General features: G+C 68.6%; 21 protein-coding genes. 2 read left to right on the plus strand and 19 right to left on the minus strand.

The features are described 5' to 3' along the window. Positions 1-2: 2 nt before the first annotated feature. The 6 genes from BM060_RS26650 to ccmA form a co-directional block, all read right to left on the minus strand. Positions 3-1,979 (minus strand): heme lyase CcmF/NrfE family subunit, encoded by a 1,977-nt coding sequence (locus BM060_RS26650; protein WP_074984718.1) that lies wholly within the window; start codon positions 1,977-1,979, stop codon positions 3-5. A gap of 2 nt (positions 1,980-1,981) precedes the next feature. Further along, positions 1,982-2,464: a cytochrome c maturation protein CcmE gene (ccmE, locus tag BM060_RS26655; protein WP_043313581.1), complete on the minus strand. Its 483-nt coding sequence runs from the start codon at positions 2,462-2,464 to the stop codon at positions 1,982-1,984. Beyond that, the gene (gene ccmD / locus BM060_RS26660; RefSeq protein WP_009621127.1) at positions 2,461-2,637 is read right to left on the minus strand and encodes a heme exporter protein CcmD; all 177 of its coding nucleotides are present in this window, start codon (positions 2,635-2,637) and stop codon (positions 2,461-2,463) included. The genes ccmE and ccmD overlap by 4 nt, the downstream gene beginning before the upstream one ends. Continuing rightward, the gene (locus tag BM060_RS26665) at positions 2,634-3,380 is read right to left on the minus strand and encodes a heme ABC transporter permease (RefSeq protein WP_135499771.1); all 747 of its coding nucleotides are present in this window, start codon (positions 3,378-3,380) and stop codon (positions 2,634-2,636) included. Before BM060_RS26665 ends, ccmD begins: the two co-directional genes overlap by 4 nt. A 64-nt stretch (positions 3,381-3,444) precedes the next feature. Beyond that, positions 3,445-4,116, minus strand: a complete 672-nt coding sequence (gene ccmB, locus BM060_RS26670) for a heme exporter protein CcmB (protein WP_043267427.1) — start codon at positions 4,114-4,116, stop codon at positions 3,445-3,447. After that, positions 4,113-4,784: a cytochrome c biogenesis heme-transporting ATPase CcmA gene (ccmA, locus tag BM060_RS26675; protein ID WP_135499772.1), complete on the minus strand. Its 672-nt coding sequence runs from the start codon at positions 4,782-4,784 to the stop codon at positions 4,113-4,115. Before ccmA ends, ccmB begins: the two co-directional genes overlap by 4 nt. A gap of 176 nt (positions 4,785-4,960) precedes the next feature. On the opposite strand from ccmA, the gene fliK reads away from it, so the two are divergent. Beyond that, on the plus strand, positions 4,961-6,541 hold the full coding sequence (gene fliK, locus BM060_RS26680; protein WP_074984723.1) for a flagellar hook-length control protein FliK: 1,581 nt from the start codon (positions 4,961-4,963) through the stop codon (positions 6,539-6,541). Further along, complete coding sequence (locus BM060_RS26685; protein WP_074984725.1) at positions 6,538-6,852, plus strand: EscU/YscU/HrcU family type III secretion system export apparatus switch protein; 315 nt, start codon at positions 6,538-6,540, stop codon at positions 6,850-6,852. The genes fliK and BM060_RS26685 overlap by 4 nt, the downstream gene beginning before the upstream one ends. 69 nt (positions 6,853-6,921) lie before the next feature. On the opposite strand, the gene BM060_RS26690 is transcribed toward BM060_RS26685, so the two are convergent. From BM060_RS26690 to fleN, 13 genes are all read right to left on the minus strand, one after another. After that, complete coding sequence (locus tag BM060_RS26690; protein ID WP_135499773.1) at positions 6,922-7,452, minus strand: hypothetical protein; 531 nt, start codon at positions 7,450-7,452, stop codon at positions 6,922-6,924. Positions 7,453-7,529: 77 nt separating this feature from the next. Beyond that, entirely contained in the window at positions 7,530-7,940 is a 411-nt protein-coding gene (locus BM060_RS26695) for a DUF2802 domain-containing protein (protein WP_074984727.1), read from the minus strand. Position 7,941: 1 nt separating this feature from the next. Then, complete coding sequence (locus BM060_RS26700) at positions 7,942-8,421, minus strand: chemotaxis protein CheW (protein ID WP_009621111.1); 480 nt, start codon at positions 8,419-8,421, stop codon at positions 7,942-7,944. A 74-nt stretch (positions 8,422-8,495) separates the two neighbouring features. Beyond that, on the minus strand, positions 8,496-9,371 hold the full coding sequence (locus BM060_RS26705; RefSeq protein ID WP_074984729.1) for a CheW domain-containing protein: 876 nt from the start codon (positions 9,369-9,371) through the stop codon (positions 8,496-8,498). An 83-nt stretch (positions 9,372-9,454) separates the two neighbouring features. Next, the gene (locus tag BM060_RS26710; protein ID WP_074984731.1) at positions 9,455-10,243 is read right to left on the minus strand and encodes a ParA family protein; all 789 of its coding nucleotides are present in this window, start codon (positions 10,241-10,243) and stop codon (positions 9,455-9,457) included. 46 nt (positions 10,244-10,289) lie between these two features. Continuing rightward, a complete protein-coding gene (gene motD / locus BM060_RS26715; RefSeq protein ID WP_069863804.1) occupies positions 10,290-11,174 on the minus strand; it encodes a flagellar motor protein MotD in 885 nt (294 codons plus the stop codon). Positions 11,175-11,187: 13 nt separating this feature from the next. Continuing rightward, positions 11,188-11,928, minus strand: coding sequence for a flagellar motor protein (locus BM060_RS26720; protein WP_074984733.1), 741 nt, complete (start codon positions 11,926-11,928; stop codon positions 11,188-11,190). Beyond that, complete coding sequence (locus tag BM060_RS26725) at positions 11,928-13,022, minus strand: protein-glutamate methylesterase/protein-glutamine glutaminase (protein ID WP_074984735.1); 1,095 nt, start codon at positions 13,020-13,022, stop codon at positions 11,928-11,930. The genes BM060_RS26720 and BM060_RS26725 overlap by 1 nt, the downstream gene beginning before the upstream one ends. Positions 13,023-13,074: 52 nt before the next feature. Continuing rightward, entirely contained in the window at positions 13,075-15,324 is a 2,250-nt protein-coding gene (locus BM060_RS26730) for a chemotaxis protein CheA (RefSeq protein ID WP_074984737.1), read from the minus strand. A gap of 30 nt (positions 15,325-15,354) precedes the next feature. Then, on the minus strand, positions 15,355-16,143 hold the full coding sequence (locus tag BM060_RS26735; RefSeq protein ID WP_009621100.1) for a protein phosphatase CheZ: 789 nt from the start codon (positions 16,141-16,143) through the stop codon (positions 15,355-15,357). Positions 16,144-16,162: 19 nt separating this feature from the next. Continuing rightward, entirely contained in the window at positions 16,163-16,537 is a 375-nt protein-coding gene (locus BM060_RS26740) for a chemotaxis response regulator CheY (RefSeq protein ID WP_009621098.1), read from the minus strand. A gap of 225 nt (positions 16,538-16,762) precedes the next feature. After that, on the minus strand, positions 16,763-17,506 hold the full coding sequence (fliA, locus tag BM060_RS26745; protein ID WP_074984740.1) for an RNA polymerase sigma factor FliA: 744 nt from the start codon (positions 17,504-17,506) through the stop codon (positions 16,763-16,765). Next, positions 17,503-18,354 carry a flagellar synthesis regulator FleN gene (gene fleN, locus BM060_RS26750; protein WP_370311049.1) on the minus strand — a complete coding sequence of 284 codons (852 nt, stop codon included), beginning with the start codon at positions 18,352-18,354 and terminating at the stop codon, positions 17,503-17,505. Before fleN ends, fliA begins: the two co-directional genes overlap by 4 nt. Between the last annotated feature and the right edge of the window lie 106 nt (positions 18,355-18,460).

Raw genomic sequence — 18,460 nt, forward strand, 5'->3', positions numbered from 1 at the left:
ACTCAGGCTCCCTGTCCGGCGGCGAGGCCCAGCGCCTCGCGCACCTTGGTTTTCACTTTCAGCCGGTAGCGCCGGTCGCACGCCGCCAGCACGCCGCCCAGGGCGGTGAGCAGGCCGCCCAGCCAGATGAAGCGGACGAACGGCTTGATGTGCAGGCGCACGGCCCAGGCGCCGTCGTCCAGCGGCTCGCCCAGGGCGACGTAGAGATCGCGGGTCAGGCTGCCGTGGATGCCGGCCTCGGTCATCATCGAGCGCTGCACGCTGTACAGGCGCTTCTCCGGGTGCAGCACGGCCACTTCGCTACCGTTGCGGGTGACGCGGATGGTGCCCTTGTCGGAGGTGAAGTTGGGGCCTTCGAAGTGCCTGGTGCCCTCGAAGGCGAACTGGTAGCCGCCCAGCTCCACGCTCTCGCCCGGGGCCATGCGCAGGTCGCGCTGGGCGCTGAACTGGCTGGTGAGGACGATGCCGATGGCGCACACGGCGATGCCCAGGTGCGCCACCTGCATGCCCCAGTAGCTGCGGTTGAGGCTCGCGGCGCCGGCCACCAGGCCCTTGTGGCGGACCTTGTCGAGGAAGTCGCGCACCCCGCCGAGGATCACCCAGAAGGCCAGCAGGAACACCGCCAGCACCGGCCAGTACAGGTCGCCGTAGAGGAAGGTGGCGACGCCGCCGAGCACCACGGCGCCGATCAGCACCGGCGTCAGCATGCGCAGCAGCCACTGCGTCGGGGTGTCCTTCCAGCGCACCAGCACGCCCACGGTCAGGGCCAGCATCATCCCCGTCATCAGCGGCACGAACAGCGCGTTGAAGTACGGCGGGCCGACCGACAGCTTGGCGCCGCTGATGGCGTCGAGCACCAGCGGGTAGAGGGTGCCGAGCAGGATCATCGCGGCGGTCACCACCAGCACCACGTTGTTCAGCAGCAGCAGGGTCTCGCGCGACCACAGGGCGAAGCCGACCTGGCTCTTGACCACCGGCGCGCGCAGAGCGAACAGCGTCAGCGAGCCGCCGACCACCACCAGCAGGAAGGCCAGGATGAACACCCCGCGCTCCGGGTCGGAGGCGAAGGCGTGCACCGAGGTCAGCACCCCGGAGCGGACCAGGAAGGTGCCCAGCAGGCTGAGGGAGAAGGCGGCGATGGCCAGCAGCACCGTCCAGCTCTTGAACACCCCGCGCTTCTCGGTCACCGCCAGCGAGTGGATCAGCGCGGTGCCCACCAGCCAGGGCATGAAGGAGGCGTTCTCCACCGGGTCCCAGAACCACCAGCCGCCCCAGCCCAACTCGTAGTAGGCCCACCAGGAGCCAAGCACGATGCCGATACCGAGGAAGGTCCAGGCCACCAGGGTCCAGGGCCGCGACCAGCGCGCCCAGGCCGCGTCGAGGCGGCCGCCGAGCAGCGCGGCGATGGCGAAGGCGAAGGCCACCGAGAAGCCGACGTAGCCCATGTAGAGCATCGGCGGGTGGATGATCAGGCCCGGGTCCTGCAGCAGCGGGTTGAGGTCGTTGCCGTCGGCCGGCGCCTGCGGCAGCAGGCGGCTGAAGGGGTTGGAGGTGATGATCAGGAACAGCAGGAAGCCGGTGCTGATCATCCCCATCACCGCCAGCACCCGCGCCAGCATGGGTTCGGGCAGCTCGCGGGAGAAGATCGACACGGCGAAGGTCCAGCCGCCGAGGATCAGCGCCCAGAGCAGCAGCGAGCCCTCGTGGGCGCCCCACACGGCGCTGAACTTGTAGTACCAGGGCAGCGCGCTGTTGGAATTGCTGGCCACGTAGGCCACGGAGAAGTCGTCATGCAGGAAGGCCCAGGCCAGGCAGGCGAAGGCGAACGCCAGGAAGGCGAACTGCCCCCAGGCCGCCGGGCGCGCCAGGCTCATCCACTGGCGGTCGCCGCGCCAGGCGCCGACCAGCGGGAAGAAGGACATCACCAGCGCCATGCACAGCGCCAGGATCAACGACAGGTGGCCGAGTTCCGGGATCATCGTCAGTTGCTCCCCTGGGCCGCGGCGCCGGGCTGGCCGCCCTGCTGGTATTCACCGAGCTTGCCGCTGTCCTTCAGCGCCTTGGTGACTTCCGGCGGCATGTATTTCTCGTCGTGCTTGGCCAGCACCTCGTCAGCGGTCAGCACGCCGTTCTGGTCGAGCTTGCCGAGGGCGACGATGCCCTGCCCTTCGCGGAACAGGTCCGGGAGGATGCCGCGGTATTTCACCGTGACTTCCTTGGCGAAGTCGGTGACCACGAATTCCACGTCCAGGGAGTCGGCCGAGCGTTTCAGCGAGCCCTTCTCCACCATGCCGCCGGCGCGGATGCGCGTATCGTGCGGCGCTTCGCCGTTGGCGATCTGCGTCGGCGTGTAGAACAGGTTGATGTTCTGCTGCAGCGCCGACAGCGCCAGGGCCACGGCGACACCGACGCCGGCGACGATGGCGAGGACGATGTACAGACGCTTCTTGCGGACCGGATTCACTTGCTGGCCTCCCGGCGCAGACGGCGCGCCTCTTCTTGCAGGTAACGCTTGCGCGCCAGGATGGGCGCGGCCACGTTGATCGCCAGCACCACCAGGCTGATGGCGTAGGCCGACCACACGTAGGGGCCGTGGTGGCCCATGGCGAGGAATTCGCCGAAGGAATGGAAACTCATAGCGCGCGCTCCACCTCAGCCTTGACCCAGGACGCGCGGGCTTCGCGCTTGAGCACTTCCAGGCGCATGCGCATCAGCAGCACGGCGGCGAAGAAGCAGTAGAAGCCGAGCACCATCAGCAGCAGCGGGATCCACATCTCCGGCGGCATCGGCGGCTTCTCGGTGAGGGTGAAGGTGGCCGGCTGGTGCAGGGTGTTCCACCACTCCACGGAGAACTTGATGATCGGGATGTTGACCACCCCGACGATGGCCAGCACCGCGCTGGCCTTGGCCGCGCTGTCGCGGTTGCCGATGGCCTGGCCGAGGGCGATCACGCCGAAATAGAGGAACAGCAGGATCAGCATCGAGGTCAGGCGCGCGTCCCACACCCACCAGGCGCCCCAGGTCGGCTTGCCCCAGATGGCCCCGGTGACCAGGGCGACGAAGGTCATCCAGGCGCCGATGGGCGCGGCGCACTGCACGGCGACGTCGGCGATCTTCATCTTCCAGATCAGGCCGATGGCGCCGGCCACCGCCAGCATCACGTAGCAGGACTGCGCCAGGAAGGCCGCCGGCACGTGGATGTAGATGATGCGGAAGCTGTCGCCCTGCTGGTAGTCCGGCGGCGCGAAGGCCAGGCCCCAGATGAGGCCGACGGCCATCAGCAACGCCGCGGCGACGGCGAACCAGGGCAGCCAGCGTCCGCTGATCTCGTAGAACCACTTGGGCGACCCAAGCTTGTGAAACCAAGTCCAGTTCATCATCAGGCTCTGTGTGTCAGGGCACTTTTTTCTAGTGCCGGCGCCGCTCCAGCGGCACCGGCAGGCGTCATTCGCCCACGCTGATCTTCAGGCCGGCAGCGATGGCGAAGGGCGTCAGCGTCAATGCTAACGCCGTCAGGCTGGCCAACCAGAGCAGGTGCCCGGCGGTCGGCAGCCCCTGCAGCGAGGCCTGGAGGGCACCGCTGCCGAGAATCAGTACGGGGATGTACAGCGGCAGGATCAGCAGCGCCAGCAGCAGCCCTCCGCGCTTGAGCCCCACGGTCAGCGCCGCGCCGACCGCGCCGAGCAGGCTCAGCACCGGGGTGCCGAGCAACAGCGACAGCAGCAGCACCGGCAGGCAGCGTACCGGCAAACCCAGCATCAGGGCCAGCAGCGGCGACAGCAGGACCAGGGCCAGCCCCGAAACCAGCCAGTGTGCCAGCACCTTGGCCAGGACCAGAAGAGGTAGGGGGTGCGACGAAAGGACCCACTGCTCCAGGGAGCCGTCCTCGAAATCGCTGCGGAACAGGCCGTCCAGCGACAGCAGCACCGCCAGCAGCGCCGCCACCCACACCAGGCCGGGCGAGAGGTCCTGCAGCATCCGGGTTTCCGGGCCGACGGCCAGGGGGAACAGGGCGATGACGATGGCGAAGAACACCAGCGGGTTGGCCAGCTCCGCCGGGCGGCGGAACTGCAGGCGCGCCTCGCGCGCCAGGAGCAGGCCGAAGACGTTGCTCATGCGCCCTCCCCGGCCGTTTCGCGGGCGTGCTGGCCGAGGTCCAGGTCACGATAACCGCCGGGCATGCGGCTCAACGTGTGGTGGGTGGTGAGCACCACCAGGCCGCCGTCCTCGCAGTGCCGCGCCAGGTGTTCCTCGAGCTGGGCGACGCCCTGCCTGTCGAGGGCGGTGAAGGGTTCGTCGAGAATCCACAGCGGCGGCGCCTCCAGGTACAGGCGCGCCAGGGCGACGCGGCGCTGCTGGCCGGCCGACAGGGTGTGGCAGGGCACGTCCTCGAAGCCGCGCAGGCCGACCGCCTCCAGGGCGCGCCAGATCGCCGCGTGGTCCGCCGGCTGGTGCAGGGCGCAGAGCCAGGCGAGGTTCTCCTCGGCGCTGAGCAGGCCCTTGATGCCGGCGGCGTGGCCGATCCACAGCAGGTTGCGCGCCAGTTCGCCGCGCTGTTCCTCCAGCGGCCGGCCGTTCAGGCGCACCTGCCCGGCAGTGGGCTGCATCAGCCCGCAGAGCAGGCGCAGCAGGCTGGTCTTGCCGCTGCCGTTGGGGCCGACCACCTGCAGCATCTCGCCGGCGCCCAGGCGCAGGTCCAGGCGCTCGAAGAGCATGCGCCAGTCCCGCTCGCAGGCGAGCGCCACGGTTTCGAGAAGCGGGCTGGTCAAGGCATCGGCACCCATCGGGAAAATCGAATTCAGGCTAAAGTCGGTGCAGCGCAGGCCGCTATAGTGGCCACGGGCGGCGCATTATACACGCCTGTTTCCGGCCCCGGCGCCGGCAATTTCGACAGCTTGTTAAGGCTTTTCAGGCATTCGCCGCCCCCGCGACGATGCGCCGCAAGCCCTGAAGGACGCAGATGCCGAGCGAGATTGGCGCTTCCCGCCCGCTCCCCATGGCCACGGCCAGCCGCTCCGTGCAGAACGCCGCGCAGCTGTCGCTCACGCTCGCCCGCAGCCTGGGCGACCTGCTGCCGCCCGGGCAGAGCGCCCAGGCCGAGGTGCTGGGCGTGAAGCAGGCGGCCTACAACTTCCAGTTGCTGCTGCGCCTGACCCTGGCCGGCGGCCAGCAGACGCTGGTCACCGCCGAGAGCCCGCAGGCCCTGCCCCAGGGCAGCACCCTGAACATCTCCGCCCTGAGCGCTACCAGCCTGGCCGCCACCCTGCTCTCCAGCGCCCAGCAGGCGCTGGGCGACCTGCCGCCGCTGGACAGCCTCGACCTGGAACAACTGCCGGTGGGCAGCCTGCTGCAGGGCAAGGTGCTGTCCAGCACGCCCCAGGGCGGCACCCCGGCGCAGCCGGCCAGCTACCGGGTACTGCTCAGCCTGCTCGGCGGCCCCCTGGCCGGCCGCCTGCTGGACATCGACTCGGCGCGCCCGCTGAAGGCCGGCAGCCTGCTCAGCGCTCAGGTCCAGGACAGCCGCGCCCTGCTCTTCCTGCCCCTGGCCGGGCGCCTCGACCGCCTCGAACTGACCAGCCAGCTGGGCACCCAGCAGGCCCGCCAGGCCTCGACCGAGGGCCTGCTCGACAACTTGCTGGCGCTGAAGGCCGGCAACCAGTTGCCCGAGACCCTGCGCGGCGCCGTCGAGCGCCTGCTCGCCGGCCTGCCCGACGTGCGCCAGTTGAGCGACGCCAAGGGCCTGGCCCAGGCCCTGCAACAGAGCGGCGGCTTCCTCGAGGCGCGCCTGCTCCAGGGACTGGCGCCGCTGCCGGGCGACTTCAAGGCCAACCTGCTGCGCCTGCTCGGCCAACTGCTGCCCGCCGAACAGGGCAACGCCACGCCAGGCCTGCTGGCGAACCTCGCCAACAACGCCGCCGCCAACCTGGCCAGCAGCCTGCCGGCGTTCGTGCGCAACGCCCTGGGCGCGCTCAACCAGAACGGCAGCCCGCGCCTGCAGCAGGCGGATTTCCCGCTGCCCTCGCGCATGCTGCAGAAGCTGGAAGACGAAGACGACCTGGAGTCGCTGCTGAAACTGGCCGCGGCCGCCGTGGCGCGGCTGCAGACGCACCAGCTGAGCAGCCTGGTGCAGAGCGAGCCGCTGCGTGGCGGCGGCCAACTGCACACCTGGCAGATGGAGGTGCCCATGCGCACCGAGGATTCGCTGGTACCGCTGCAGGTGCGCATCCAGCACGAGGACCGGCGCGAATCCAACGACCCGGAACAGCCGCGGGAAAGCCTGTGGCGCATCGACCTGGCCTTCGACCTCGACCCGCTGGGGCCGCTGCAGGTCCAGGCCACCCTGGCGCCGCTGGGCCTGAGCAGCCAGTTCTGGGCTGAACGCGAAAGCACCGCGAACCTGATGGAAAGCGAACTCGGCTACCTGCGCCAGCGCCTGCAGGACGCCGGCTTCACCGTGCGCGAGCTGTGCTGCAACAAAGGCCGCGCGCCACAAGGCGCACGCACCGCACTGGAACAACGCTGGGTGGACGAAAAGGCATGAACAGACAGACCGCGCCGCGCCAGGCCATCGCCCTCAACTACGACGGGCAGAACACCCCGACGCTGAGCGCCAAGGGCGACGCCGAACTGGCCGAAGCCATCCTGGCCATCGCCCGCGAACACGAAGTGCCGATCTACGAGAACGGCGAACTGGTGCGCCTGCTGGCCCGCCTGGAACTGGGCGACGCCATCCCCGAGCCGTTGTACCGCACCCTGGCGGAGATCATCGCCTTCGCCTGGTACCTCAAGGGCAAGAGCCCGCCGCCGCGAGCGCCGCAGGACGCCGCGAAGGCCTTGATGTTGCGGCCCTAGAGAAACAACGAAGGCACTTCGGGGTGAAGTGCCTTCGCTATCGATGGCATGGCTTTGCGAACGCCAGCCCTATCCGCGCGCCGGCCACTCCGGCATGCCGTGGACCGGCTTCAGCGACGGGGCTTCGCTGGGAACCAGCGGATGGGCACCCGGGAAGCTTCCCTGGTCGGCTTCGGAATAGTCGACGAGGCTGGCGACCACCGCGCGCAGTTGGCCGAGGCTGAACGGCCGCTCCAGCACCTGCAGCAGCGGCACGTGCTGGTTCCAGGCCCAGTCCAGCAGTTCGCGGCGCTGCGTGTCGCTGAAGCTGCCGACCAGCAGGAACTGCTGGATCTGCGGGTTGCGGCTCAGGTGCAGCAGGGTTGCGAGGTCGTCCTCGCAGAGGCTGAACTTGTCGTAGATGAACAGGTTGTAGTGCTGCCCGCCGGACAGCGCCTGGTCCACCTCGGCCAGGCTCACGCACAGGCTCAGGTGGAAGACTTCCAGGCGGTTCAGCAGGATGCCGTACTGCTGCAGGCAGCCGGGATGCGGGCAGAACACCAGGGTGCGGCGCGACAGCGGCAACATGGCGGTTTCCTCGAAGATGGCGACAGCAGCCACTGTAAAGACAGCTTCCGAGGAAAGAGATCGGACAAATCCGAAAAGCACCTAAGGGTATACCGAGCGGCCGCCCGGCATCATTCCTCGGGCCTGTGGCCGCTGTGCAGGCGGGTGATCAGCTCCGCCTCGGCCTGGGACAGCCCGCAGGCCTGGGCCAGGTCGGAGGCCGAGGCGCCCATCCCGGCCAGGCGCGCGGCCTGGCTGAAGGACAGGCTGGTGGGGTCGCGCTGCTCCAGGCGCGCCAGGCGCTCGGGCAGGTTGGCCAGCTGCTTGCGCAGCTCGCCCAGTTCCTCGCCCATGCGCACGTTGACGCGCTGGTAGGCCTCGCTGCGCTTGGCCAGCTCCTTCAGGCGCTGTTCCAGGGCGGCCTGGCGCGTGGCCTGCTCGGCCAGTTGCGCGGCCTGGCGGCGCTGCCCCTGCAGCAGCCAGGCGCAGAAGCCGCCCAGCCCAAGGCAGGCGACGGCGAGCAGGATGACGAGCTCGAGCACCTCAGATGCTCTCCAGCTCCGACCACTCTTCCTCGGTCATCATCTTGTCCAGCTCGACCAGGATCAGCAGCTCGCCGTTCTTGTTGCACACGCCCTGGATGAACTTGGCCGACTCGTCGTTGCCGACGTTGGGCGCGGTCTCGATCTCCGACTGGCGCAGGTAGACCACCTCGGCGACGCTGTCGACCAGGATGCCCACCACCTGCTTGTCCGCCTCGATGATGACGATGCGGGTGTTGTCCGAGACCGGCGCCGGAGCCAGGCCGAAGCGCTGACGGGTGTCGATGACGGTGACCACGTTGCCGCGCAGGTTGATGATCCCCAGCACGTAGCTGGGCGCGCCCGGCACCGGGGCGATCTCGGTGTAGCGCAGCACTTCCTGGACCTGCATCACGTTGATGCCGTAGGTCTCGTTGTCCAGACGGAAGGTGACCCACTGCAGGATCGGATCCTCGGCACCTTGCGCAGACGTCTTGTTCATATCCCTAGCCTCTCGTGTTCGGCCACGCTTCAAGGGTAGCGCGGCGGTTGTCGTTCAATTGCGTTGCCGGCCCGTCAGTGACGGGCCTGGCTGCGGAGCGCGCCGCTGTCGATCAGCCCGGCCAGGGCCGAGACGTCGAGCAGCGCGCACATCTGTTCGATCACCGTACCGGCCAGCCACGGGCGTTGCTGGCGCTGGCTGCGCCATTTCACCTCGGACGGGTCCAGGCGCACCGAGCGGCTGACCTGGTGCACCGCCAGGCCCCATTCGTAGCCCTGCACGGAAATCACGTACTGCAGGCCCTCGCGGTAGTCGTCGCGGTAGCGCTCGGGCATCACCCAGCGCGCGGTGTCCAGCACCTTCAGGTTGCCCGACTGGCTGGGCAGGATGCCGAGGAACCAGTCCGGCTGGCCGAACAGCGGCGTCAGTTCCTTGCCGGCCAGCGGGTAGATGGAGCCCAGGCACACCAGCGGCACCGCCAGGGTCAGCCCGGCGACGTCGAACAGCAGGCACTCGAAGGGCTCGGCGGCCCACTCCGGGCGGCCGTCGTCGAGCAGCGCCAGCGGCGCCGGGGGCATCTGCGCGCTGCCCGGGCGGTGCAGGTCGATCACCTCGTCGGCAGCCTCCACCGGCTGAGCGGCTTCGACCACCGGCGCGACGGGCAACGGCGCCTCGGCCACCGGCAGCGGGACAGCGGCGCGGGTGACGCGGTGGGCATCGCGCACCTGTTCCTCGAGCACCGCGGCCTCGAACTCGTCGAGGCTGACGCTGCTGACGGGCTCGGCGACCGGCGCCGGCGCGGGAGCCGGCACGGCGGCCAGGACCGGGGCGGCCGGCGCGGGGGCCGGCGCCTCGACCTCGAAATCGTCGAATGTGGCCTCCTGCAGCAGCGCGTCCAGGTAGGACTGCAGCGCGAGCTGGGGGCGTGTGGCGGTAGCGGAACGGCTCATGCAGAAAATCCGCGCAAAGGGTTCACCCAGTCTATCGGCTGGACCGGGCCCGGACTTGAAGGCAGCCGTCGGAAAAACATCGCTCAGGCCACCTGGCTCGCCGGCACCTGGCCGAGCAGGTGCTTGAGCAGCGCGCGGTAGGCGATCACCCCGCGGCTGTTGGCATCGTGGCGCGACGGCACCACGCCGTGGCGGCTGGCGTCGCGCAGGCGGGTGTCGATCGGGATGAACGCCGGCCAGAGGGTCTCCGGGTAGGTGTCGCGCAGCATGCGCAGGGCGCCGATGGAGGCCTGGGTGCGGCGGTCGAACAGCGTCGGCACTATGGTGAAGGGCAGCGCCTGGCGCCGCGAGCGGTTGACCATGTTGAGGGTGTTGACCATGCGTTCCAGGCCCTTCAGGGCGAGGAATTCGGTCTGCACCGGGATCACCAGGTGCTGGCTGGCAGCCATGGCGTTGACCATCAGCACGCCCAGCAGCGGCGGGCTGTCGATGATGGCGTGGTCGAAGTCCTGCCACAGCTGCGCCAGGGCCTTGGAGATCACCAGGCCCAGGCCGTTCTGCCCGGGAGACTGGCGCTCCAGGGTGGCCAGGGCGGTGCTCGACGGCAGCAGGGCGATCTTCTCGTGGCTGGTGGGCAGCAGCAGTTGCCGCGGCAGGCCCTCGGGCACCGCGCCCTGGTGCTGGAACAGGTCGAAGACGCTGTGCTCCAGGGTGTCCGGATCGTGCCCGAAGTAGCTGGTCATGGAGCCGTGGGGGTCGAGGTCGACCACCACCACGCGCTTGCCGGCGTCGGCCAGCAGGCCGGCCAGGGCGATGGACGAGGTGGTCTTGCCGACGCCGCCCTTCTGGTTGGCTACCGCCCAGACTTTCATGCTGCTCTCCCCGGTCCGTATGCTCGGTTCATGTACTTCATCTTTCTCAGCTTCCAGGGGCCGGCGCCGGCGGCGGGGAATTGACGCCTCCGGCCGCGGGCGCACCACTGGCAGCCACCGGTGCAGGTTGCGTGCCAGCCTGCCGCAGGGCGCCATCGGGCTGCGCCTTGGCGCTGCCCACGCCGCTCACGCTGCGGCGCACTTCCAGGTTGCGGGAGATCACCAGCACCACCCGGCGGTTGCGCGCGCGGCCCTCGGCGCTGGCGTTGTCCGCCACCGGCTGGAACTCGCCGTAGCCCACCGCGGCCAGGCGCGAGGGGGCGACGCCGTCCTGGGCCAGCAGGCGGACTATGCTCGCTGCCCGCGCCGTGGACAACTCCCAGTTGGTGGGGTACTGGGCGTTGTGGATGGGCACGTTGTCGGTGAAGCCCTCGACGTGGATGGGGTTCTGGTAGGGCGCCAGAATCCTGGCGACCTTCTCGACGATGCCGAAGGCGGCGTCCGCCGGCATGGCGTCGCCGCTGGGGAACAGCAGGCTGGAGTTGAGGGTGATCTCGATCCACAGCTCGTTGCCGCGCACGCTCAACTGGTCGCTGCCGATCAGGTCGCCGAACTGCTCACGCACGGCATCGGCGATCTGCGTCAGCGGGTCGCCGTCGACGTTGTCGTCGCCGCCCTGCTGCATGGCGTCGTTGGGCTGCTGGGTGGTGCGCGGGCGGTCGTCGCCCACCGGGATCGGCTTGATCGAACGGTCCGGCTGGTTGAACACGCCGGTCAGCGTCTCGGAGAGGATCTTGTACTTGCCCTCGTTGATCGAGGAGATGGAGTACATGACCACGAAGAAGGCGAACAGCAGGGTGATGAAGTCCGCGTAGGACACCAGCCAGCGCTCGTGATTCTCGTGCTCCTCGCGGGGCGGTCGACGGGCCATGGCGCAGCGCCCCTCAGCCGACGAAGCCTTGCAGCTTCAGTTCGATGGAGCGCGGGTTCTCGCCCTCGGCGATGGACAGCAGGCCTTCCATCAGCATCTCGCGGTAGCTGGACTGGCGCATCACCAGGCTCTTGAGCTTGTTGCCCACCGGCAGCAGCAGCAGGTTGGCCATGCCCACGCCGTAGATGGTGGCGACGAAGGCCACGGCGATGCCGTTGCCCAGCTGGCTGGGGTCGGCCAGGTTGCCCATCACGTGGATCAGGCCCATGACCGCGCCGATGATGCCGATGGTCGGCGCATAGCCGCCCATGGCTTCGAACACCTTGGCGGCCTGCAGGTCGCGGCCTTCCTGGTTGAACAGGTCGACTTCGAGGATGCTGCGGATGGCCTCCGGCTCCACGCCGTCCACCAGCAGCTGCAGGCCCTTGCGGGCGTAGGGGTCGGGCTCGGCGTCAGCGATGGTCTCCAGGCCCAGCAGGCCTTCCTTGCGCGCGGTCATGCTCCAGCCCACCACGCGGTTGATGCCGCCGGGCAGGTCGACCTTCGGCGGCAGCACTATCCAGCGCAGCAGGCTCAGGGCGCGCTTGAGCACCAGCACCGGGGTCTGCACCAGGGCCGCGGCCAGGGTGCCACCGACCACGATGAGCGCCGCCGGACCGTTGGCCAGGGCGCTGATGTGCCCACCCTCGAGGAAGTTGCCGCCGATGATGGCGACCAGCGCGAGGATCAGGCCAACGAGGCTCAGCACATCCATCAGCCACAGGCCTCGGAGAGGTGCCGGCCGATGTCGTCGAGGCTGTACACGGCGTCGGCCAGGCCGGCCTTGGCGATGGCCATGGGCATGCCGTAGATCACGCAGCTGGCCTCGTCCTGGGCCCACACCTGGCTGCCGCTCTGCTTGAGCATCCGCGCGCCCTCGCGGCCGTCGGCGCCCATGCCGGTGAGGACCACCGCCAGGACCTTGTCGCCGTAGGCCTTGGACGCCGAGCCGAAGGTGACGTCGACGCAGGGCTTGTAGTTCAGTCGCTCGTCGCCGGGGAGGATGCGCACCACCCCGCGCGAGTCGATCATCATCTGCTTGCCGCCGGGCGCCAGCAGGGCCAGGCCGGGGCGCAGGTGGTCGCCGTCCTCGGCTTCCTTGACGCTGATCTTGCAGAGCTTGTCCAGGCGCTCGGCGAAGGCCTTGGTGAAGGCCGCCGGCATGTGCTGGATGAGCACCAGAGGCGCGGGGAAGTTGGCCGGCAGCTGGGTCAGCACCCGCTGCAAGGCTACCGGCCCACCGGTGGAAGTACCGATGGCGACCAGCCGGTAGGGCTTACGCTTTGGCGCGGCGGAAGCCGCCGGGGCCGAGGCAGGCGCCGGCTGCGCGGAGGCTCGCGGCGCGCTGCTGGCCGGCGCCGGGGCGCTGGCGCTGCTGCTCGGCGTGCTGAGGAAGGACGCGTAGCGGCGGTTGGCGCGGGCGATGCTGTGGACCTTCTCGCAGAGCAGCTGGCGCACCTTCTCGGGGGTGCGCGAGATGTCCTCGAAGTTCTTCGGCAGGTAGTCCACCGCGCCGGCATCCAGGGCGTCGAGGGTGACGCGGGCGCCTTCGTGGGTCAGCGAGGAGAACATCAGGACCGGCGTCGGGCAGCGCTGCATGATGTTGCGCACCGCGGTGATGCCGTCCATCAGCGGCATCTCGTAGTCCATGGTGATGACGTCGGGCTTGAGCGCCAGCGCCTGCTCGATCGCCTCGCGGCCGTTGGTGGCCGTGCCGACCACCTGGATCTGCGGGTCGGCGGAAAGAATCTCCGAGACGCGGCGGCGGAAGAATCCCGAATCGTCCACTACCAGGACTTTGACAGCCATAAACACTCCTGATTAAAGCCTTGCGGGCGCGCGGGCGTCCCCGCGCGCCGGATCAGATACGCCGCGCGTAGCGCTTGAGCATGCTCGGCACATCGAGGATCAACGCGATGCGCCCGTCGCCGGTGATGGTCGCCCCGGCCATGCCGGGGGTGCCCTGGAGCATCTTGCCCAGGGGCTTGATCACCACTTCTTCCTGGCCCACCAGCTGGTCGACCACGAAGCCGATGCGCTGGGTGCCCACCGAGATGATCACCACGTGGCCCTCGCTGGATTCGTCGCACTCGGCGCCCGGCACCAGCCAGCGCTTGAGGTAGAACAGCGGCAGGGCCTTGTCGCGGACGATCACCACCTCCTGGCCGTCGACCACGTTGGTGCGCGACAGGTCGAGGTGGAAGATCTCGTTGACGTTGACCAACGGGAAGGCGAAGGCCTGGTCGCCCAGCATCACCATCAGCGTCGGCATGATCGCCAGGGTCAGCGGCACCTTGATGACGATCTTCGAGCCCTGGCCCTTGGCCGAGTAGATGTTGATGATGCCGTTGAGCTGGGAAATCTTGGTCTTCACCACGTCCATGCCGACACCGCGGCCGGACACGTCGGAAATCTCGGTCTTGGTCGAGAAGCCCGGGGCGAAGATCAGGTTGTAGCAGTCGGACTCGCTCAGGCGCTCGGCGGCGTCCTTGTCCAGCAGGCCCTTCTCCACCGCCTTGGCGCGGAGGATGTCCGGGTCCATGCCCTTGCCGTCGTCGGAGATCGACAGCAGGATGTGGTCGCCCTCCTGCTCGGCGGACAGCACCACCCGGCCGCCACGCGCCTTGCCAGAGGCCTCGCGCTCCTCGGGCGACTCGATGCCGTGGTCCACGGCGTTGCGCACCAGGTGCACCAGCGGGTCGGCCAGGGCCTCGACCAGGTTCTTGTCCAGGTCGGTTTCCTCGCCCACCAGCTCCAGGTTGATCTCTTTCTTCAGGTTGCGCGCCAGGTCGCGCACCAGCCGCGGGAAGCGTCCGAAGACCTTCTTGATCGGCTGCATGCGCGTCTTCATCACCGACATCTGCAGGTCGGCGGTGACCACGTCGAGGTTGGCCACGGCCTTGGCCATGGCTTCGTCGCCGCTGTTGCTGCCCAGGCGCACCAGGCGGTTACGCACCAGCACCAGCTCGCCGACCATGTTCATGATCTCGTCCAGGCGCGCGGTGTCCACGCGCACCGTGGTTTCCGCCTCGCTGGCGCTCTTTTCGTGGGCCGGCGCGGGAGCCGCGGCCGGGCGCGGGCTGTCCGCGGGCTTGGCGGCCGGCTTGGGCGCGGGCTTGGGCTTGGCCACGGCGGCCGGCTCGACAGCCTTGGCCGGCGCGGGGACGGCTTGCGGGGTCGGCGTGGCGGCAGCGTCGGCACTGAACTTGCCTTTGCCGTGCAACTGGTCGAGCAGCGCTTCGAATTCGTCGTCGGTGATGTTGTCGCCGGTGGCGGCGGGCGCCTCGGCTTCGGCCGGCGCAGCGGGTTCTTCCGCCGCACCGCCGAACTTGCCCTTGCCGTGCAACTGGTCGAGCAGGGCTTCGAACTCGTCGTCGGTGATCTCGTCGCCAGTGGCCGGCGCTTCGGCCGGAGCGGGCGCGGCGGCGGCCGGCTCTTCCGGCTGGCTGCTGGCGCCGCTGAACTGGCCCTTGCCATGCAACTGGTCGAGCAGGGCCTCGAATTCGTCGTCGGTGATCTCGTCGCCGGTGCCGGCGGCCTCGGCCTGTGGCGCTTCAGCCTGCGGCGGCTGTTCGGCCGGCGCGGCCTGGCTGCCCGGCTGCAGGGCGTCGAGCAGTTGCTCGAACTCGGCGTCGGTGATGTCGCCATAGGCGGCCGGCTCGGCGGCGGGCTCCGGCGCGGCGGCCTCTTCCTGGGACGCGGCTTCGACGGCGTCGTCGTCGCCCGGCTCGGCCAGGCGCGCCAGCGCGGCGAGCAGTTCCGGGGTGGCCGGGGTCGGCTCTTCCTGGTCGCGGACCTGGGCGAACATGACGTTGACCGTGTCCAGCGCCTGCAGGACCACGTCCATCAGCTCGGAAGTGACGCGGCGTTCGCCCTTGCGCAGGATGTCGAAGACGTTCTCCGCGATGTGGCAGCACTCCACCAGGGCGTTCAGCTGGAGGAAGCCGGCGCCGCCCTTGACGGTGTGGAAACCACGGAAGATGGCATTGAGCAGGTCCATGTCGTCGGGCCGGCTTTCCAGCTCGACGAGTTGCTCGGACAGTTGCTCGAGAATCTCGCCGGCCTCCACCAGAAAGTCCTGGAGGATCTCATCATCGGCGTCGAAGCTCATTCGGTGCTCCCCACGGTGTGTTCACACACCTCAAAAACCAAGGCTGGACAACAGGTCATCGACATCGTCCTGACCGGATACGACGTCCACTCTCTTATCGGCAGCAACCTGCGGACCTTCACCCTTGGACGATCTTTCTTTTTCCACGGCCGTGCGCAGGCCCTCGTGGTCGTGCTCGATGCCGGCGTAGCGATCCACCTGCCCGGCCATCCAGACCAGCTTGACCAGGTTGCTCTCCACCTCGGTGACCAGCCTGGTGACGCGCTTGATCACCTGCCCGGTGAGGTCCTGGAAGTCCTGCGCCAGCAGGATGTCGTTCAGGTGCGCGGAGAGCTTGCGGCTGTCCTGGGCGCTGCTGTAGAGGAAGGCCTCGACGCGCTTGGCCAGCTCGCGGAAGGCCTCCGGGCCCAGCTCGCGGCGCATGAAGCGCGACCACTGTTCCTGCAGCTCCTTGGCCTCGCCCTCGATGTGGCCGACCAGCGGCGTGCACTCTTCCACCAGGTCCATGGTGCGGTTGGCCGCTTTCTCGGTCATCTGCACCACGTACGACAGGCGGTCGGTGGCGTCGGCGATCTGCGACATTTCCTCGGCGTGGCGCGAGCGCGGGTCGATCTGGAAATTGACGATGGCGTTGTGCAGTTCGCGGGTGAGCTTGCCGACCTCCTGGTAGAGGCCGCGGTCGCGGGCCTCGTTGAGCTCCTGGATGAGCTGCACGGCCTGCTGCACTTCGCCGCGCTCCAGGCTCTCGACCAATTCGCGCGCGTGTTTCTTCAGGGTCGACTCGAAGTCGCCCCCCTTGGATTCGTTGACGAGATCCATGACGCCCTCTTGGTCGGCTTCAGCCGCCGACCCGCTCGAATATCTTCTCGATCTTCTCTTTCAGCACCTGGGCGGTGAAAGGCTTGACCACGTAGCCGTTGACCCCGGCCTGGGCCGCTTCGATGATCTGGTCGCGCTTGGCCTCGGCGGTGACCATCAGCACCGGCAGGTGCTTCAGGCGCTCGTCGGCACGCACCGCGCGCAACAGGTCGATGCCGGTCATGCCGGGCATGTTCCAGTCGGTGACGAGGAAGTCGAAGTTGCCGCTGTGCAGCATGGGCAGCGCGGTGGTGCCGTCATCGGCTTCCGCGGTGTTGGTGAACCCCAGGTCACGCAGGAGGTTCTTGATGATGCGCCTCATCGTGGAGAAGTCGTCCACGATGAGAATTTTCATGTTCTTGTCCAAACCTGCCTCCGTCCAGTCCCGGCGCGCCGTGGCGGGCGCGCCTTGAATACCCTTGGGCGGGCGCCCTTGGCGGCGCCTGCCGTGTTGCTTGTCGGTGGCGGGATGCCCCGCCCTTTTCGCCGCCCTCATAGCAAAGGGCCAGCAGTGTCGAACCGACGGGATTCTATACGCCCCGCCGGAAAAATCCGTTACTTCCTTGCGCCCACCGGTCGCTCAGTGCGCCCGCCACTCCGAAAGCCGGGCCCGCAGGCGCGCGGCGCACTGGCTGTGCAGCTGGCTGACGCGCGACTCGCTGACCCCGAGCACCTCGCCGATTTCCTTGAGGTTCAGTTCCTCGTCGTAGTACAGCGCCAGCACCAGGCGCTCGCGCTCCGGCAGCTTGGTGATGGCGTCGGCCAGCGCCTGCTGGAAACGCTCGTCCTCCAGGCCGTGGGAGGGCTCGTTGTCCAGGTGCGTGGTGTCTTCCGCCGGGCCCTGGGCGCCTTCCTGCAGCAGGTCGTCGAAGCTGTACAGGCGGCTGCCCTGGGTGTCGCTCAGGATCGCGTAGTAATCGTCGAGACTCATATTGAGTTCGGCAGCGACCTCCTGATCTTTAGCATCGCGTCCGGTCCGCGCCTCGATGGTGCGGATGGCGTCACTCACCAGGCGGGTGTTGCGGTGCACCGAACGCGGCGCCCAGTCGCCCTTGCGCACCTCGTCGAGCATGGCCCCGCGGATGCGGATGCCGGCGTACGTCTCGAAGCTGGCGCCCTTGCCCTGGTCGTACTTCTTCGCCGCCTCGAGCAGGCCGATCATCCCGGCCTGCATCAGGTCTTCCACCTGCACGCTGGCCGGCAGCCGGCCCAGCAGGTGGTAGGCGATCCGCTTGACCAGCGGCGCATAGCGCTGGATCAGCTCTTCCTGGGAATTGCGCGCCTGCGTCTTGCTGTACATAAGCGCTCCGGAGCCGCTCATCATACGGTCGAACCCGTGGTCGGATGCTGCACCAGGCGCTCCACGAAGAACTCCAGGTGCCCGCGCGGGTTGGCCGGCAGCGGCCAGCTGTCGACTTTCTGGGCGATGGCGCGGAAGGCCAGCGAGGCCTTGCTGCGCGGGAAGGCTTCATAGACCGAGCGCTGCTTCTGCACGGCCTTGCGCACCGACTCGTCGTAGGGAATGGCGCCGACGTACTGCAGCGCCACGTCGAGGAAGCGGTCGGTGACCTTGGTCAGCTTGGCGAACAGGTTGCGCCCTTCCTGCGGGCTGTGCGCCATGTTCGCCAGCACGCGGAAACGCGTCATGCCATAGTCGCGGTTCAGCAGCTTGATCAGCGCATAGGCATCGGTGATCGAGGTCGGTTCGTCGCAGACGACCAGCAGCACTTCCTGGGCCGCGCGGACGAAGCTGACCACCGAATCGCCGATGCCGGCGGCAGTGTCCACCAGCAGCACGTCGATGTTCTCGCTGATGTCGCTGAAGGCCTGGATCAGCCCGGCGTGCTGCATGGGCGAGAGCTGCACCATGCTCTGCGTGCCCGAGGCCGCCGGGACGATGCGGATGCCGCCGGGGCCCTGGAGGATGACGTCACGCAGGTCGCATTCGCCTTCGATGACGTCAGCCAGGGTGCGCTTGGGCGAAAGCCCCAGCAGCACGTCGACGTTGGCCAGGCCGAGGTCGGCGTCCAGCAGCATGACGCGGCGGCCGAGGTCGGCCAGCGCCATCGCCAGGTTCACCGAGACGTTGGTCTTGCCGACGCCACCCTTGCCACCGGTGACCGCGATTACCTGAACGGGATGCATACCCATAGTCTTACCTTGTCTCTTCATCGTCCCCGGCGCGGCTGGCGCCTGGGTCTGCCGGTCGCGGTGCTCTCCCGCCACCAGCGCTTACGGATCTGCTCGAGCATCCGTATCCGCCTGGCGCCCCCGCGTG

It is taken from the genome of Pseudomonas citronellolis, assembly GCF_900112375.1.
Taxonomy (GTDB): Bacteria; Pseudomonadota; Gammaproteobacteria; order Pseudomonadales; family Pseudomonadaceae; genus Pseudomonas; species Pseudomonas citronellolis.

Bases quoted from the DNA above. Each gene is read 5' to 3' on its own strand.
- BM060_RS26650 (WP_074984718.1), bottom strand. From the start codon at position 1,979: ATGATCCCGGAACTCGGCCACCTGTCGTTGATCCTGGCGCTGTGCATG.
- ccmD (WP_009621127.1), bottom strand. From the start codon at position 2,637: ATGAGTTTCCATTCCTTCGGCGAATTCCTCGCCATGGGCCACCACGGC.
- BM060_RS26665 (WP_135499771.1), bottom strand. From the start codon at position 3,380: ATGATGAACTGGACTTGGTTTCACAAGCTTGGGTCGCCCAAGTGGTTC.
- ccmB (WP_043267427.1), bottom strand. From the start codon at position 4,116: ATGAGCAACGTCTTCGGCCTGCTCCTGGCGCGCGAGGCGCGCCTGCAG.
- ccmA (WP_135499772.1), bottom strand. From the start codon at position 4,784: ATGGGTGCCGATGCCTTGACCAGCCCGCTTCTCGAAACCGTGGCGCTC.
- fliK (WP_074984723.1), top strand. From the start codon at position 4,961: ATGCCGAGCGAGATTGGCGCTTCCCGCCCGCTCCCCATGGCCACGGCC.
- BM060_RS26685 (WP_074984725.1), top strand. From the start codon at position 6,538: ATGAACAGACAGACCGCGCCGCGCCAGGCCATCGCCCTCAACTACGAC.
- BM060_RS26700 (WP_009621111.1), bottom strand. From the start codon at position 8,421: ATGAACAAGACGTCTGCGCAAGGTGCCGAGGATCCGATCCTGCAGTGG.
- BM060_RS26705 (WP_074984729.1), bottom strand. From the start codon at position 9,371: ATGAGCCGTTCCGCTACCGCCACACGCCCCCAGCTCGCGCTGCAGTCC.
- BM060_RS26710 (WP_074984731.1), bottom strand. From the start codon at position 10,243: ATGAAAGTCTGGGCGGTAGCCAACCAGAAGGGCGGCGTCGGCAAGACC.
- motD (WP_069863804.1), bottom strand. From the start codon at position 11,174: ATGGCCCGTCGACCGCCCCGCGAGGAGCACGAGAATCACGAGCGCTGG.
- BM060_RS26720 (WP_074984733.1), bottom strand. From the start codon at position 11,928: ATGGATGTGCTGAGCCTCGTTGGCCTGATCCTCGCGCTGGTCGCCATC.
- BM060_RS26725 (WP_074984735.1), bottom strand. From the start codon at position 13,022: ATGGCTGTCAAAGTCCTGGTAGTGGACGATTCGGGATTCTTCCGCCGC.
- BM060_RS26730 (WP_074984737.1), bottom strand. From the start codon at position 15,324: ATGAGCTTCGACGCCGATGATGAGATCCTCCAGGACTTTCTGGTGGAG.
- BM060_RS26735 (WP_009621100.1), bottom strand. From the start codon at position 16,143: ATGGATCTCGTCAACGAATCCAAGGGGGGCGACTTCGAGTCGACCCTG.
- BM060_RS26740 (WP_009621098.1), bottom strand. From the start codon at position 16,537: ATGAAAATTCTCATCGTGGACGACTTCTCCACGATGAGGCGCATCATC.
- fliA (WP_074984740.1), bottom strand. From the start codon at position 17,506: ATGATGAGCGGCTCCGGAGCGCTTATGTACAGCAAGACGCAGGCGCGC.
- fleN (WP_370311049.1), bottom strand. From the start codon at position 18,354: ATGAAGAGACAAGGTAAGACTATGGGTATGCATCCCGTTCAGGTAATC.